Annotated in this window: 10 protein-coding genes; all 10 read left to right on the top strand. The window is 43.6% G+C overall.

What is annotated here, in order from left to right:
• Positions 1-146 precede the first annotated feature (146 nt).
• The 10 genes from HWQ47_RS24855 (at position 147) to mreD (ending at position 13,892) form a co-directional block, all read left to right on the top strand.
• Positions 147-608, top strand: a complete 462-nt coding sequence (locus HWQ47_RS24855; protein ID WP_269968652.1) for a pilus assembly FimT family protein — start codon at positions 147-149, stop codon at positions 606-608.
• Positions 598-1,161 carry a type II secretion system protein gene (locus HWQ47_RS24850; RefSeq protein WP_269968651.1) on the top strand — a complete coding sequence of 188 codons (564 nt, stop codon included), beginning with the start codon at positions 598-600 and terminating at the stop codon, positions 1,159-1,161. The genes HWQ47_RS24855 and HWQ47_RS24850 overlap by 11 nt, the downstream gene beginning before the upstream one ends.
• Positions 1,161-1,997: a PilW family protein gene (locus HWQ47_RS24845; RefSeq protein ID WP_269968650.1), complete on the top strand. Its 837-nt coding sequence runs from the start codon at positions 1,161-1,163 to the stop codon at positions 1,995-1,997. The genes HWQ47_RS24850 and HWQ47_RS24845 overlap by 1 nt, the downstream gene beginning before the upstream one ends.
• Entirely contained in the window at positions 1,987-2,490 is a 504-nt protein-coding gene (locus tag HWQ47_RS24840) for an MSHA biogenesis protein MshP (RefSeq protein ID WP_269968649.1), read from the top strand. Before HWQ47_RS24845 ends, HWQ47_RS24840 begins: the two co-directional genes overlap by 11 nt.
• The gene (locus tag HWQ47_RS24835; protein ID WP_269968648.1) at positions 2,483-6,847 is read left to right on the top strand and encodes a DUF6701 domain-containing protein; all 4,365 of its coding nucleotides are present in this window, start codon (positions 2,483-2,485) and stop codon (positions 6,845-6,847) included. The genes HWQ47_RS24840 and HWQ47_RS24835 overlap by 8 nt, the downstream gene beginning before the upstream one ends.
• A 360-nt stretch (positions 6,848-7,207) precedes the next feature.
• Positions 7,208-9,226 carry a polymer-forming cytoskeletal protein gene (locus tag HWQ47_RS24830; protein ID WP_269968647.1) on the top strand — a complete coding sequence of 673 codons (2,019 nt, stop codon included), beginning with the start codon at positions 7,208-7,210 and terminating at the stop codon, positions 9,224-9,226.
• Positions 9,217-11,133: a DUF6701 domain-containing protein gene (locus tag HWQ47_RS24825; RefSeq protein WP_269968646.1), complete on the top strand. Its 1,917-nt coding sequence runs from the start codon at positions 9,217-9,219 to the stop codon at positions 11,131-11,133. The genes HWQ47_RS24830 and HWQ47_RS24825 overlap by 10 nt, the downstream gene beginning before the upstream one ends.
• Before the next feature lie 238 nt (positions 11,134-11,371).
• On the top strand, positions 11,372-12,418 hold the full coding sequence (locus HWQ47_RS24820; RefSeq protein WP_269968645.1) for a rod shape-determining protein: 1,047 nt from the start codon (positions 11,372-11,374) through the stop codon (positions 12,416-12,418).
• 92 nt (positions 12,419-12,510) lie between these two features.
• The gene (gene mreC / locus HWQ47_RS24815) at positions 12,511-13,407 is read left to right on the top strand and encodes a rod shape-determining protein MreC (RefSeq protein WP_269968644.1); all 897 of its coding nucleotides are present in this window, start codon (positions 12,511-12,513) and stop codon (positions 13,405-13,407) included.
• Positions 13,404-13,892 (top strand): rod shape-determining protein MreD, encoded by a 489-nt coding sequence (mreD, locus tag HWQ47_RS24810; protein ID WP_269968643.1) that lies wholly within the window; start codon positions 13,404-13,406, stop codon positions 13,890-13,892. Before mreC ends, mreD begins: the two co-directional genes overlap by 4 nt.
• Positions 13,893-13,896: the final 4 nt, after the last annotated feature.

Below are 13,896 nucleotides of genomic sequence, written 5' to 3'. Positions count from 1 at the left end.
GGCCTGCAATGCGGGTCTTTTTATACATGCTATAACTCTGTATCATGAGCTAAAGTGCATAATTATAAATTTATTTGCCTTATTTAATAAATTATTAATTGATAATCATTAGCATAAAATAGAAAGCCTTTACAGGTGGGGAACCGATGCATAGAGCGACCGGGTTTACTCTGGTAGAGTTAGTGACCACTATTATTTTGATTGGCATACTCTCAGTGATTGTTTTGCCGCGTATGTTGACCAGTTCCAGCTACAGCGCTTTTACGCTGCGAGGTGAATTCATTAGTGAACTTCGCAAAGCTCAAATATTCGCGATGAACACTCAGGGCCAGTGCTATCGAGTTGCTGTCGATACTCAAGGTTATCAGTTTAAAAGGTTCAGTGATCTGGCGTGTACAGTTGCTATGAATCCGACAGAGTCAAAACGTAACTTTGAAGGGAACGCCAGCCTCTCACTTATTAATGGTGACACAAGTTTCAATATTGATTTTAGTGGTAACAATAATGGCATTCCTAGTTTAGTTTGCTCTGGGCCCTGTATAAATGTGATTGCAGATGAAACTTTAGTCATTAATATTGAGAGTCAAGGGTATATCCATGCTAGCTAACCCCTTTAAGACAACTAGTTTATTTAGTCGCGCCAAAGGCTTTACCTTGATAGAACTCGTTGTTGGTATGGTCGTGCTCAGCATCGCTTTGGTTATGCTGGCTACGATGATGTTTCCTCAGGCTGATCGTGCCGTAGACACGCTAAGTAGAGTTCGCTCTGCTGAGTTAGCGCACTCTCTTCTCAATGAGATCTGGGGTAAGCGTTACGATCAAAATACCAATGCTAATGGTGGAGTGCCAGCTTGTGGTGCTGCAGCTAGACCGGATTTAGGCTTACCCGCAGGGCTGGCTTGTACACCTGCAGCAGACTTAGGGCCAGATACTGGAGAGACCCGAAACACTTTTAATGATGTCGATGATTACAACGGCTTAAATCAGAATAGTAAGATGCTTAACTCTAATGACACCTATCTGAGCCAGTATAAGAACTATCTATTATCGGTCAGTGTTACCTACCCTAATCCAAATAGAAACAGCAAACTTATTGCCATTAGTGTGACAACACCAAGTGGTGAAGCCATAACCTATGATGCCATTCGGAGTAATTACTAATGAATGGCATAAGAGGGGGTAAACATGGTCTTGGTTTTACCTTAGTCGAGATGGTCACAGTGATCATTATTCTAGGTATTTTAGCCTTAGGAGTCAGTAGTTTTGTTGTACTGGGTACTCGAATATTTGTCGAGTCTACTTCGATTGAACAGGTGTTGGGTCAGAGTCGTTTTGCTCTTGAACGCATGACTCGGGAATTAAGAAATGCTGTGCCTAATAGCATTCGTCTAACTCCAGCACCGCCGAACACTAATGCAAGTTACCAATGTGTGGAGTTTGTTCCTATTCAGGCAAGTGCTTCCTACATTGAGTTGCCATTTGTTCCTTCTCCAGCAAGTTTAACCGGTACTGTTATTCCCCCCTCTCAAGGGCTAAATAGTGTCCATCAGATGCTGGTCTATCCTTTAAAGACAAGTGATATTTATGCGGCTACTCCTGCCGGAACCTCTGGGCGTTTATTTGATGTCAAAGAGTTTAATCAATCGAGTGGATTGGTCACTTTCGATAGAGCTGTGCGATTTGCTGAATCCTCTCCAATTCAACGATACTTTATGATTAACGGCCCTGTTAGTTACTGTTTTCAGTCCGATGGGACTTTGTGGCGGTATGCAGGTTATGGGCTAGAGACGACACAACCGACACCGAGTACCATGAGTGGAGGAGCATTAATGGCAGAGGATATTACTAATAACTTAGCGCTTGTGAGCGACCAGCCGATCCTATTAACGCCCTCTAGCTTAGTCAATAATGCCATGCTTCAATTAACACCTACGTTTTCGGTTAATGGCCAAGTGTTTCAATATCAGCACCAGGTGCAGGTGATCAATGTCCCCTAATAAGTTTTTGTTTGCCAATGCCTCTAAAGGCACTCATTTAAAAAAGGCTCTTTCAAGTCAAGAGGGAAGTGCATTGGTGATTGGTATCTTTGTGATCACAGTGATGTTTCTAATGGCAACTTCGTTAATGAATGTGCTTGAGGATGCTGACGAGCAGGTCAATTTAGAAGTGTGGGGGACGCGTGCTTTTGCGACTGCAAATACGGGCGCTGATAGAGCCTTGGCTCAACTGTTTCCCTTAACCGCAACCGATAACACAGCGACTTCGTGCAGTAATGTAACCAGCTCATGGGATATCGGTAATGATAACCCCACTCTTGTGGGTTTTCACGGCTGTAGTATTGCGATCTCTTGTAATGACACCAATACAATTGGCACCGTGACACAATATAGGATCACTAGCACCGCGACTTGTCAAACCGGAAATTGCACTGGAAATGATGTCAACTGCTTACGCGTCAGCCGTAGCGTGGAGGTAGAAGCCCGTGATTAATATTGTACGCTTGATAATACTGACTATATTACTGCTTCCCACCATGGCGATCGCCGTTCCCCAGTGTGATGAGGTTTTTACTGATCCTCCTACTGGTAACTTAGGGGTTAATGGGTTAACCCCACCGATTAATATTGGTCCGAGTTTAGGGAACTTAACTTGTAGTGGAGGGGGGTGTTCAGGCCATAGTTCCGGCTTCACGCCTGGAGACTATGATTTTGATGCTGGTAGTTTTAATAACAGCTCGTCTCTAAGTACTAATGGCGAGACAACCCGGCTCTATTTCGATAGTTTATCCCTAAATAACTCAACTCTTAATGATTCTGGTGACACTGAAGATTTAATTATCTATGTCAGAGGTTCATTGTCAGTTGCGGGAAATAATAGAATTAATGGGATCGTCTATGTTGCCGGATCGGTCAGTATGGCGGGCAATGCGAAGATTGATGGTGCATTAGCGTCAGCTGGAGCACTCTCTATTAGTGGAAATGGCGAGGTTGATTTTGAAGATGATGCTATTGAAGATGCAGACTTTGGTGGTATGTGCACGAACGTTCAGTCTTCGTTTAATTTTCAATTTGGCAAAGCCTTTTCTGGCACTGTGACTTTCGATAAGCCATTCGAAACTGGCGTCACGCCGATAATTTTCTTAATGCCAACCATCTCAACCAATAACCCTGACAGTACTGATGGTCCAGCGTCGGTTTTTCCAGCCAATATTACCAACACGGGGTTCACATGGAGCCAAGAGGAGCCTGTTAGCCCAGCTAGTCGCTATAAAGCTTCATTACCTATGGCAGAGGTACATTGGATCGCAGTGACGCCAGGTGAACACACCTTGTCAGATGGCACTGAGTTAGTGGCCAAAGTGATCAATCAAAATAGAGCGTTTGGTGTTAACAATAGTCCTTACACCAATATACCTCTCGATTCTGATCTCGATGTATTTTTACATCAAAAACAAACATCAATAAATAATTGTTGGTTGACGACGACATCACAGTTCTACAACTCAGGAGCCCAGTTAGCCATGGAGGCCTCGGAGGTGCGTTCGGGGAATCGATGTCGTCCTGGATACATTAACTCACTACAAAATGAGGAAGTTGGTTATTTGGCCATTGAGTCGGGTACTGGAACGTTTAATTTTGACGGTGATGAAATCATCTATCAATTTGGTCGTAACTATCGCACCGCACCAGGTACAGGGGATTTATCGTATCAATGTGGCAGTGAGAGTACGCTAACGGGTTTTAGTAATATCCCTACTCTCGTGTCGGGTAAAAACTCTAGGCGTGGTGGAGATGGTGGCTGGTTAAGACGCTGTAAACTGACCAACAACAGAGTCAGCATGGTGACCGATGAGGATACCTATAGGGACACTGATAGGCGGCACGTCTATGAGTTTTATAGTTTTGTTGCGCTAGAGAAAAAAGAACAAGAGCTAACTTGCTTCAATGATGATTTCTCCCAAGGTGATTTAACTGATAACTGGGTAGTAGCACGCAGTAATGGCAACTTTACGCCAGCAATTGTTAATGGCCGCTTAAGACAGACGCAAGATGTAAATAATCAATCCACGTCAGCTACTTATCAACGATTGTTTCCAGCAGCTGAGAACTTAGTGGTAGTTGAATTTGATCACTTTGCCTATGGTGGTAGTGGAGCTGATGGTATTGCCGTCGTATTGTCTGATGCGAGGATTACTCCACAACCGGGAGCATTTGGTGGTCCATTAGGTTATGGATTTAAGCCTGGGTTAGATGGGTTTGCTGGCGGTTGGTTAGGTGTAGGTATCGATGAATATGGTAATTTTTCTGGTGAGGGTGGCAGCAGTAATATTGGTCAGAGACGCCAAAGTGTTGCTGTGCGAGGTTCAGGCTCTGGAACGTCAGGTTATCGTTATTTAAAAGGGGCTTGTAATAACGGTACAACCAATACTAACGGGAACTGTTTAAACCCCAAAGTCGATGACAATAATGGCAGTCCGATACACAGATATCGTATTACTGTTGACTCCAGAGTTGCAGGGGAATCAATGGTTGAAATTCAGCGGAAAACTAGTGGTGGATTTGTTTCTATCGTTCCGGCGTTCAATGCTGTGAGCCAAACAGGTCAAGCTGTCGTTCCTCAAGATTTTATTCTCTCATTAACTGGGTCGACTGGTGGTTCAGATAATGTTCATGAAATTGATAATATTGAAATCTGTGCGTTAGAGTCTAGACCTGTTGGTGTGGTTATTGATCACTTCGAGCTTACTCATTCCGGTAGTGCTCTGACATGTAGTCCTGAGAATGTAACGATTAAAGCGTGTGCAGATGCTGCTTGTACTCAAACGATACAAGAAGAGGTTGTTGCGACACTTACTCCGGCAACTGTCACAGGAGGAGGGGGGTGGAGTGGTACAGGTGTGGTAGGTAATCAGGTGACTTTCAGTGGCGGAACCGCACAGATCCAGCTGAGTAGAACAACCATTGGCAATGTAACAATGGAGGTGACGGGATCTATCCCTGGAGCAAAGCCTTTTAGTCAAACTCTTTGCCGTATTGGCAACTCCACACCGTCAGTTGCAAACTGTACGCTAACTTATGCTGATAGTGGTTTTGTATTTGGGGATATTACTGCCATACCCAATAATGGCATTCCAGATGAATTCTCCAATAAACCGTCAATGGGTATTCTTGTTCATGCAGTGAAAACTGATGGGGCCAGCCAACAGTGTATTGCAAACTTCGCGAATGAAACTAAGTCTGTTGCGTTTTGGAGTAGTTATACTGATCCAAGTACGGGAAGCAAAAAAGTAAGCGTGAAGTCTGGCACAACGACTATTGATGCAGGTTTAAGTTTAGCCACCTCAGTACCGTTAAATTTAGCCTTTAATGCTCAAGGGCAAGCAACCGTTGATGTCAATTATGCAGATGCTGGGCAGATGACTCTCAATGCCCGTTATACAGGAACTGGAGATGATGCAGGATTAGTTATGAATGGGGCTGATACTTTTGTCCGTTACCCTAAAGGTTTGTGTGTGTTACCTGAGACAACTTGTGCTGCTGGTGATGCAGGCTGTCCTCCTTTTAAAAAGGCTGGTGAGAGTTTTACATTCGATGTGCAGGCTATGGCTTGGGCAAGTGATAGTGATGCCGATTTATGTGACAACTTATCTACACCAAACTATGCTCATCAGGATGTTGGCCTCAATTTTAATCTTGTAGCTCCTAGCAGTGGTGTCGATGCTGACCAGATTGCTGACTATGATCATGTGGTCTCTACAGATGGTGCCAATACCTTAACTCGTGCGGTTTCGGAAGTTGGTGTATTTACTATCACAGCTAACCCTCCTTCGTTATATTTTGGAGTCAATAGGGCTATTGAATCTGGAATAAGTGATCCTATTGGCCGTTTTTTTCCTGCTCATTTTGAATTATCAAATTGGAGTATTTTGCCTGCTTGCAGTAATACGTTTAGCTATATGGAGCAGCCGTTTTCTTTAATGATGACTCTTAGTGCAAAAAATGTTGAGGACGTCATTACCACTAATTATTTCGGTGCTTTTGCGAAGGCGACAGCCAGCTTGGTTGCCGCAAATAACCTTGATGGTATAAATAGAGGGGCAAGATTATCAGGTTTATCAACATTAGCTTGGCCAATTTCTGATACTGGAGGAAAGGTGCGGGGGAAGGTTGATATTGTTGATAATATAAAATTTAGTCGCCTTGGGAACACGCTAGATGGCCCATACCAGTCACTCGATATTGGGGTGGTGATGGATGATGGTGAAGGGGGAACTCATTACTCTTTTATTAAAGATCCGGACATGAACGCAGCTAGTGTAGGAGCCTGTAGTGGGGCGGGCTGTAATGCTAGAAATATATCGACACAAGATCTACGGTACGGCCGTATGGTGCTTGAAAATGGATACGGTCCCGAGTCTGAGAGCCTACGTGTACCGCTGCGAACTGAGTATGTCAGTGCCGTGTCGGCAGGAGTGGCGACTTGGGTAACGAATACAGATGATTCCTGTTCTGTTTATAACACCCTGACGTCAGTTGATACGGCTGAAACAGCAACTATGGGACTAAACATGGCATTTCCGGTTGGGTTTCCAGCGATCAATGCTTACACGGATCCAACATTAATTCAGCAAGTTGGGACGCTTGGAAATGGTTTAGATTATATCTATTTTTCTGTACCAAACAATTCAGGTATCGTGCCGCTTAAACAACATGTTGAGCCTTGGTTGAAGTGGTATTGGAACTATGAAGGTAACAATCCCAGCGGGCTTTATGATCCGAGAGCATCAGTCTATTTTGGTACTTATCGTGGCAACGATAAAGTGATCTATTGGCGTGAAGTGAATTAAAACTAGGACAACTTGCTGCGAAAAAGAGCGGAAAACATTGAATGCTAATTCCTTATTGTTCGTTTTGCAGTGAGTGTTCTCCTAGGCATTCTACTGCATAATTAACCGCAAAACGGCATCGTTTCGTGTCCTGCGTCACGTTGTTGATAAAAAAAATCTCCATTCTAAAATGTTAATCTTTCAGCTATTGTTCATAACGTATCCCATTGATAGCATTCAGTGTTTTTATTTTGTTTTCAAAAACAACTATTAATGCCATAAGTATGTTTGCTATCACTGTGACTTATTCTTTAACCGCCATTGATAGCACTCGTTATGGTGACAACCTATAAGTTAGTCGCAGTAATGAGGTTGAATTCCGTGATTAGAAAGACTCTTATCAATGTATTATTTTTATTCCTATTTATTAGTTTAACCCTGCCAGTCAGGGCTTTTGATGATATTGACTTGCATATAACCTTTCCTGCTGTTGCACAGGGCCATCATGAAACATCTAACTACCAATGTAGTGGTGCTGGTGCTTATAGCAAACAATTAGAACAGAAACACAATGCGAAAATTAATGGAACTGAAGGTTTAGATTTAAACTTTTGTTCCTCAAGTGAAGGGCATAAGGATTGGCCGTCTGATGGTTGTGATACCGGTAATGGGGGAGCACGTAATTGTTCAATTACTGGTCGTGATATTGCTGGCATCAGTTTGACTGGGGCTAACGCGTTTAAAGAAGCCAATAGCAATGTTGAAATAGAGTGTTGCCCTGGTGGGTCAATCAATTTAGGTACAAATGGCAACTCAGAATTTGAAGAAATAAAAATTGATGATGAATGTGTAATTACATTCTCAACAGCCTATCAAGAATACCGCATTGAATCTTTGGAATTAAAAAGTGGTGGAGAGCTCATTTTTCCGTCAGGTGATTACTGGATTGAAGAGATAGAAAATGAGGGCAAAGACTTGATTATCCGCCCCCAAGGAAAGGTCCGTATATTTATTGGTGAAAAGCACGCACATCTTAAAGATTTTACCATCGCGGAGAATTTAACTGGCGTGACAACATTAGTTGTATATGACCATTTAGAGTTAAAAGGGAATTCTGTGGTTAATGCACTTATCTATGCGGACGTCCATATTACTTTGAAAGATAACGCGGTTGTTATTGGACGAGTGACCAGTGGCCGTTTGAAAATGGAAAAAAACAGCATTATTAATGCGAGTAATATATCACCTCAAAAATTTGATTTTAAGTTTGGCAAAGCGACGAGCAATTCTGTGACTTTTGATTCAGCTTTTGACTCAGACGTTACTCCTCTTATCTTTTTAATGCCGACGGTTTCAACTAACAACCCATACAGTAATGACGGCCCGGCTTCGGTATTTATTACTCAGGTGTCTAATCGCGGATTCACTTGGTCTCAAAAGGAGCCTGATAGCTCAAGTTATCGATATAAACCGTCATTGAAAATGCCTGAGCTACATTGGATTTCGACGACAATCGGTGAACACAAGTTATCGGATGGCAGTTACCTTAAAGCCGGAGTGGTGGAGGTTAAAGAGCCTTTGTATCAAAATTCAGGAAGCTATCAACGAGTAACGAATCGGCGAAACTATGATGTAGTATTGAATCAAATTCAAACAACGGCCAACAGATGTTGGTTAACCAGCACGACGAAATGGGATCAGAATAATGTGTTTATTGGCATCGATGTTTCAGAGGTCGTTGATGCTGGACCAGGCTTGGGCTATGGTAATAAATATTGTCAGCCAGGCGATATAAAACTGAATAAATTGAATAAAGAGAAAGTAGGCTATTTAGCGTTGCAAAGTGGTGATGGGACTATTTCTGTCGCAGGGGAGCAGATCCAATATCAATTTGGTTCCAATTTTTCGACAACGAATGAAGATCATGTTGTCGACCTTAATCAGCAATGTGGCTACACACGATCCCTATTAGGCTTTAGCAATCCTCCCACTTTTGTCGCGGGTAAAAGTTCAAGAGCCGGTAATAATGGCGGCTGGCTACGACGTTGTCTGCTAACAAATGATACTGTCAGTATGGTGACAGATGAAGATAGATATCAGAATGTTGAAAGAGATCATATCGCTGAGCGATATGGGTTTGTTGCGCTAGAGTTGATTGATGATGTGTCGGCATTAAATCATTACCGGATCCATTTTTCATCGGGAGCACTGAGCTGTGCGGCGAAGGATATCACGATTCAAGCTTGTAATAACGATAACTGCTCGACACAATCAGCCCAGATCTCGACTGTAGAGTTAACGAAAAATGGCGTTAAATATAGCGATGTTAGCTTTACAGGGCATACAGACCCAGCGACCGAACTTTGGCATGCCGCGGGTGGCAGTTTCGAGTGGGCCTAGAAAGCTCTGTACCATCCGCTCCCTATCGTTGCTTTATTGACAGTACCGAAGTCGCACTAGATGAGTGTTTATTGCATTACCAAGATACAGGCTTTTATTTCGATGTTCCTAATTCCCCTTCCTGTAAAACAACCGCTGAGTTTGAGCTGTTTGCGGTCACTAAAGATACTCAAACACAGCAATGCAAACCATTACTAGCCAATGACACTAAGCTGATAAATTTCAGTTTTGACTACGTCAGGCCTGCTAGTGTGAATAATCCAGAAAAACTTGAACTCAAAAGTATAAACCCAACGAGTACCACTAATATTGCTGGTGGTGAGAGTGAGGGGATAAAAGTGTGGTTTGATGCCAATGGTGTCGGTAGGTTAACGGCTAACTACCCTGAGGCTGGGGTGGTCAAGTTAGTGGCGCAATACACCCACATAGTTAATGTTCCCAGTGGTGGCACCGAAGTATTAGAACTGGCTCACACAGATGAGTTCACCGCTGCGCCAGAGGGTTTTCATTTTTCTAATCTGGCTGGCAGTAATCTTTGTACAAGCAGTGATCCTTATGATGGAAGCTGTCAGGTGTTGGCCGCAGCTGTAGAGCATTTTCCAATGCAGGTCAAAGCGGTATGTTGGCAGCAAGAGGGGGATAGTGACTTTAGTGATAATAAGGCACTACAAAATTTTGTTCACCCTAGCGTGAAAATAGGTTCGGCATTAGTTCAACCTAGCAGTGGAACTAATGGTGTGCTTAGTGTTACTCATATTGATTTTCAGCTAACTGGGAGTGAAACCTTCGAGGTGTTAAATAACCAGAGCTGGGATCAGGTTGGCACCATGAAGCTAAGCTTAGAGCGGGCACTGGACTATGAGTCCGTATTAATAGACCGCTATAGTAGTGACATTTTTGGTCGCTTTACGCCTGCCTATCTACAAATCATCGGTAATATGCCGACACTTGATCACAGTTGTGGCACGTTTACCTATATGGACCAGCCTTTTGGCTTCACCCTAGGTGCAGAGCCGTCGATAGAGGTTAAGGGCTATGCAAAAGATACCTTCGATGCACAACACAATAGGGTGGTTACTGAGACTGGGAATTACCAGATTGGGGATTGGTGGCGATATAAACACAGAAATATAGCAGAACAAAACACTTGGTCTGGACGCCGTTACAGTGATACTAGAGTTGATCTTGAAGACCGCAATTCGCCTGGACAGTCTGGGTATATCGAGTATTTAACTCTGCCATCGGCTCATCTTGTTGATGCTCAACTGAACTACCTTAGAACATCCACTCCGGTAGCACCATTTAATGCGCTGTTTGATCTTGAGTTGGCCATCGAGGATGTCACCGATGAGGACGAGATATGTTATCAGGATGACTCAGTTTCAAGTTGCCGAGGTTTTACTTTTACTGATATAGGGGAAAGTAAAGATGTTGCACTCAGATACGGCCGCATGTTACTTGAAAATGGCTATGGCCCTGAGTCTGAGAGTCTGCGTTTGCCGTTACGAACTGAGTATGTCAGCGCGGTGTCTGCAGGCGGTGTGGCAACATGGATCTCTAATAGAGAGGATCTCTGCTCTGTCTATGACACTCAGACTTCAGCTGAAACGGCAACTATTGGTCTGAATATGATTTTTCCAGTTGGCTTTCCGGCGATCAATGCTTACACAGATTCAATATTGAATAAGCAACTCGGGACGTTTGGGAATGGCTTGGGTTATATCTATTTTTCTGTCCCAAATGATTCAGGTGTCGTGCCGCTTAAACAGCATGTTCAGCCTTGGTTAAAATGGTATTGGAACTTTGAGGGTAATAATCCCAACGGACTTTATGATCCGCGAGCATCAGTCTACTTTGGTACTTATCGTGGACATGATAAGGTGATCTATTGGCGTGAGGTACGCTAATTAAAGTTGTTCAAATAAACAGACCTTGATGGGTACCGAACTTGTTTCTCTTGCAGAAAGATGGATGGAGTCTCTTTCAGAGCATAAATGGCCTCTTTTAGTGGTCATTTTCATGATAAACACAAATAAATTGCTTCATTAGCAAATGTTAACCTCATCGCTCTTGTTTCATTGCAGGGACGTTGATAGAGTTAGCTGATTTTTCCATTTTCAGACTCCACTAAGACAGGCTGGGTACATGTTCAAGAAGCTGCGTGGCATTTTTTCTAACGATCTTTCGATCGATTTGGGTACGGCTAACACTTTAATTTACGTTCGCGGTGAGGGTATCGTACTTAACGAACCTTCTGTTGTGGCAATACGCGGTGAACGAGGTAGTAGCCAAAAATCTGTAGCAGCTGTTGGTACAGAAGCTAAGCAGATGCTGGGACGTACTCCGGGTAACATTCAAGCTATTCGTCCGATGAAAGATGGTGTTATTGCCGACTTCTATGTGACAGAAAAGATGTTGCAACATTTTATCAAGCAAGTGCATAACAATAGCGTATTCCGCCCGAGCCCGCGGGTTTTAGTGTGCGTGCCGGTTGGTGCTACACAAGTTGAGCGTCGCGCGATTCGTGAATCTGCCATGGGTGCTGGTGCCCGTGAAGTGTATTTGATTGAAGAGCCAATGGCGGCTGCAATCGGTGCTGGTCTGCCAGTGTCTGAAGCAACCGGTTCCATGGTTGTGGATATCGGTGGTGGTACGACCGAAGTGGCCATTATTTCATTGAACGGTGTAGTTTACTCCTCATCGGTTCGTATTGGCGGTGATAAGTTTGATGATGCCATCATTAACTATGTGCGTCGTAATTACGGCAGCTTGATCGGAGAAGCGACAGCTGAACGCATTAAGCACACAATTGGTACCGCATATCCAGGTGATGAAGTGCTTGAGATTGAAGTGCGCGGCCGTAATTTAGCTGAAGGCGTACCTCGTAGTTTTACTCTTAATAGCAATGAGATCCTTGAGGCGCTACAAGAGCCGCTATCAGGTATCGTCAGTGCGGTTATGGTTGCACTCGAACAGTCTCCACCTGAGTTGGCATCAGATATCTCTGAACGTGGCATGGTATTGACTGGTGGTGGCGCTTTGATCCGCGATCTGGATCGTCTATTAATGCAGGAAACAGGTATTCCAGTCATCGTTGCCGACGACCCACTGACTTGTGTTGCAAGGGGTGGCGGGAAAGCATTAGAGATGATTGATATGCATGGTGGTGACCTCTTCTCTGAAGAGAATTAATCGATGTTGAAAAGGCGGTGTTTAATCGCCTTTTCAAATCACCATGCTGTCAGATATTTGCAGCTGGTTTTTCTCATTAGTTATATTTTTTTATGAAGCCCATATTTGCTCGTGGTATTTCTAATCAATTCAGACTGACACTGGCAATTATTTTGTCGGTGATCCTTATCGTGGCTAACAACCGACTCGATCCTGTTCGTCAATCTATCTCATCTGTATTAAGTCCATTGCAGTATATTGCTAACGTCCCTGGCGCACTCTTAGATTGGTCTGCTGAAAGTCTAGCGACGCGCAATATGCTGGCTCAGCAAAATAAAGAGTTACTTAGACAACAGCTGTTGATGAGTGAGCGGCTACAAAGATTCGAACACTTAAGACAAGAAAATGATCGTCTTAGATCTCTGCTTGGTTCTCCGGTTCATATGGATTCGAAGAAGATCGTGGCTGAGGTGATGGAGGTAGCGAGTGATCCTTATCATCAATATGTTGTGCTCAATCATGGCGTAAATAGCGGTGTATTTGTTGGTCAACCTGTTGTTGACGCACAAGGTGTTGTGGGTCAGGTTGTTCAAGTTAGTGAGCTAAGTAGTCGAGTGCTGCTGATATCTGATGTGACTCATGCTATCCCTGTTAGGGTGACAAGAAACGATGTTAGAGTCGTTGCTAATGGTACTGGTGTGCTTGATGAGCTTGAACTGCGTTATGTGCCTAAAAGTACCGATATTCGTGTAGGGGATCTTCTTGTCTCCTCAGGTCTGGGCAAGCGTTTTCCTGAAGGTTACCCAGTGGCTCGTGTAATGAGTTTGATAAAAGATGATGGTCAGGACTACGCCAATATCATCGCTCAACCTCTTGCTGCCTTGGATCGTATTCGTTACCTTTTGCTAATTTGGCCAGACGAGCCTGCATCTGAAGCACTGGAAGATGAGACTGCGATGATTTTATCTAAGGCTGAAAAAATCGTGGCGAGTGCAGAGGTGAGCGAATGAGTATGCATATTGCCAACGGCCGTTGGGTCGTCTGGTTAAGTTTTTTTGTAGCCATGCTATTTCAGATAATGCCACTTCCAGAGCTGGTGGAAGCCTGGCGTCCTGACTGGTTATTACTGGTGATGATCTACTGGGCAATGGCGCTTCCACATAGATACAATATTTTGTCGGCTTGGATTTTAGGTGTAATGTTGGACATTATGCTGGGCGCACATTTAGGGATCCGCGCTCTTTCTATGTCTTTAGTGATCTATGTGGTGGTGCTGCACTTTCAGCGGTTACGAAACTTTTCTATGTGGCAACAAGCATTAATGGTTGCCTGTTTAATCTGTTTACATCACTTAGTGATTTTCTGGATCCAGTTTATTATTGGTGATGTAACCTTTGATGTGAGTCTTTTCCTGCCAGCTATCTCGAGTTTGATTATTTGGCCTTGGGTCTTTTGGTTATTACGTCGTGTACGACGTTTATATAAGGTGAGGTAAGATA

Source organism: Shewanella sp. MTB7 (assembly GCF_027571385.1).
In the GTDB taxonomy this organism is placed as follows: Bacteria; Pseudomonadota; Gammaproteobacteria; order Enterobacterales; family Shewanellaceae; genus Shewanella.
Note: the sequence above shows the minus strand (reverse complement) of the source record. Positions and strands in the feature narration are given on the sequence as shown.

Bases quoted from the DNA above. Each gene is read 5' to 3' on its own strand.
- HWQ47_RS24850 (WP_269968651.1), top strand. From the start codon at position 598: ATGCTAGCTAACCCCTTTAAGACAACTAGTTTATTTAGTCGCGCCAAA.
- mreD (WP_269968643.1), top strand. From the start codon at position 13,404: ATGAGTATGCATATTGCCAACGGCCGTTGGGTCGTCTGGTTAAGTTTT.
- mreC (WP_269968644.1), top strand. From the start codon at position 12,511: ATGAAGCCCATATTTGCTCGTGGTATTTCTAATCAATTCAGACTGACA.
- HWQ47_RS24840 (WP_269968649.1), top strand. From the start codon at position 1,987: ATGTCCCCTAATAAGTTTTTGTTTGCCAATGCCTCTAAAGGCACTCAT.
- HWQ47_RS24855 (WP_269968652.1), top strand. From the start codon at position 147: ATGCATAGAGCGACCGGGTTTACTCTGGTAGAGTTAGTGACCACTATT.
- HWQ47_RS24820 (WP_269968645.1), top strand. From the start codon at position 11,372: ATGTTCAAGAAGCTGCGTGGCATTTTTTCTAACGATCTTTCGATCGAT.
- HWQ47_RS24845 (WP_269968650.1), top strand. From the start codon at position 1,161: ATGAATGGCATAAGAGGGGGTAAACATGGTCTTGGTTTTACCTTAGTC.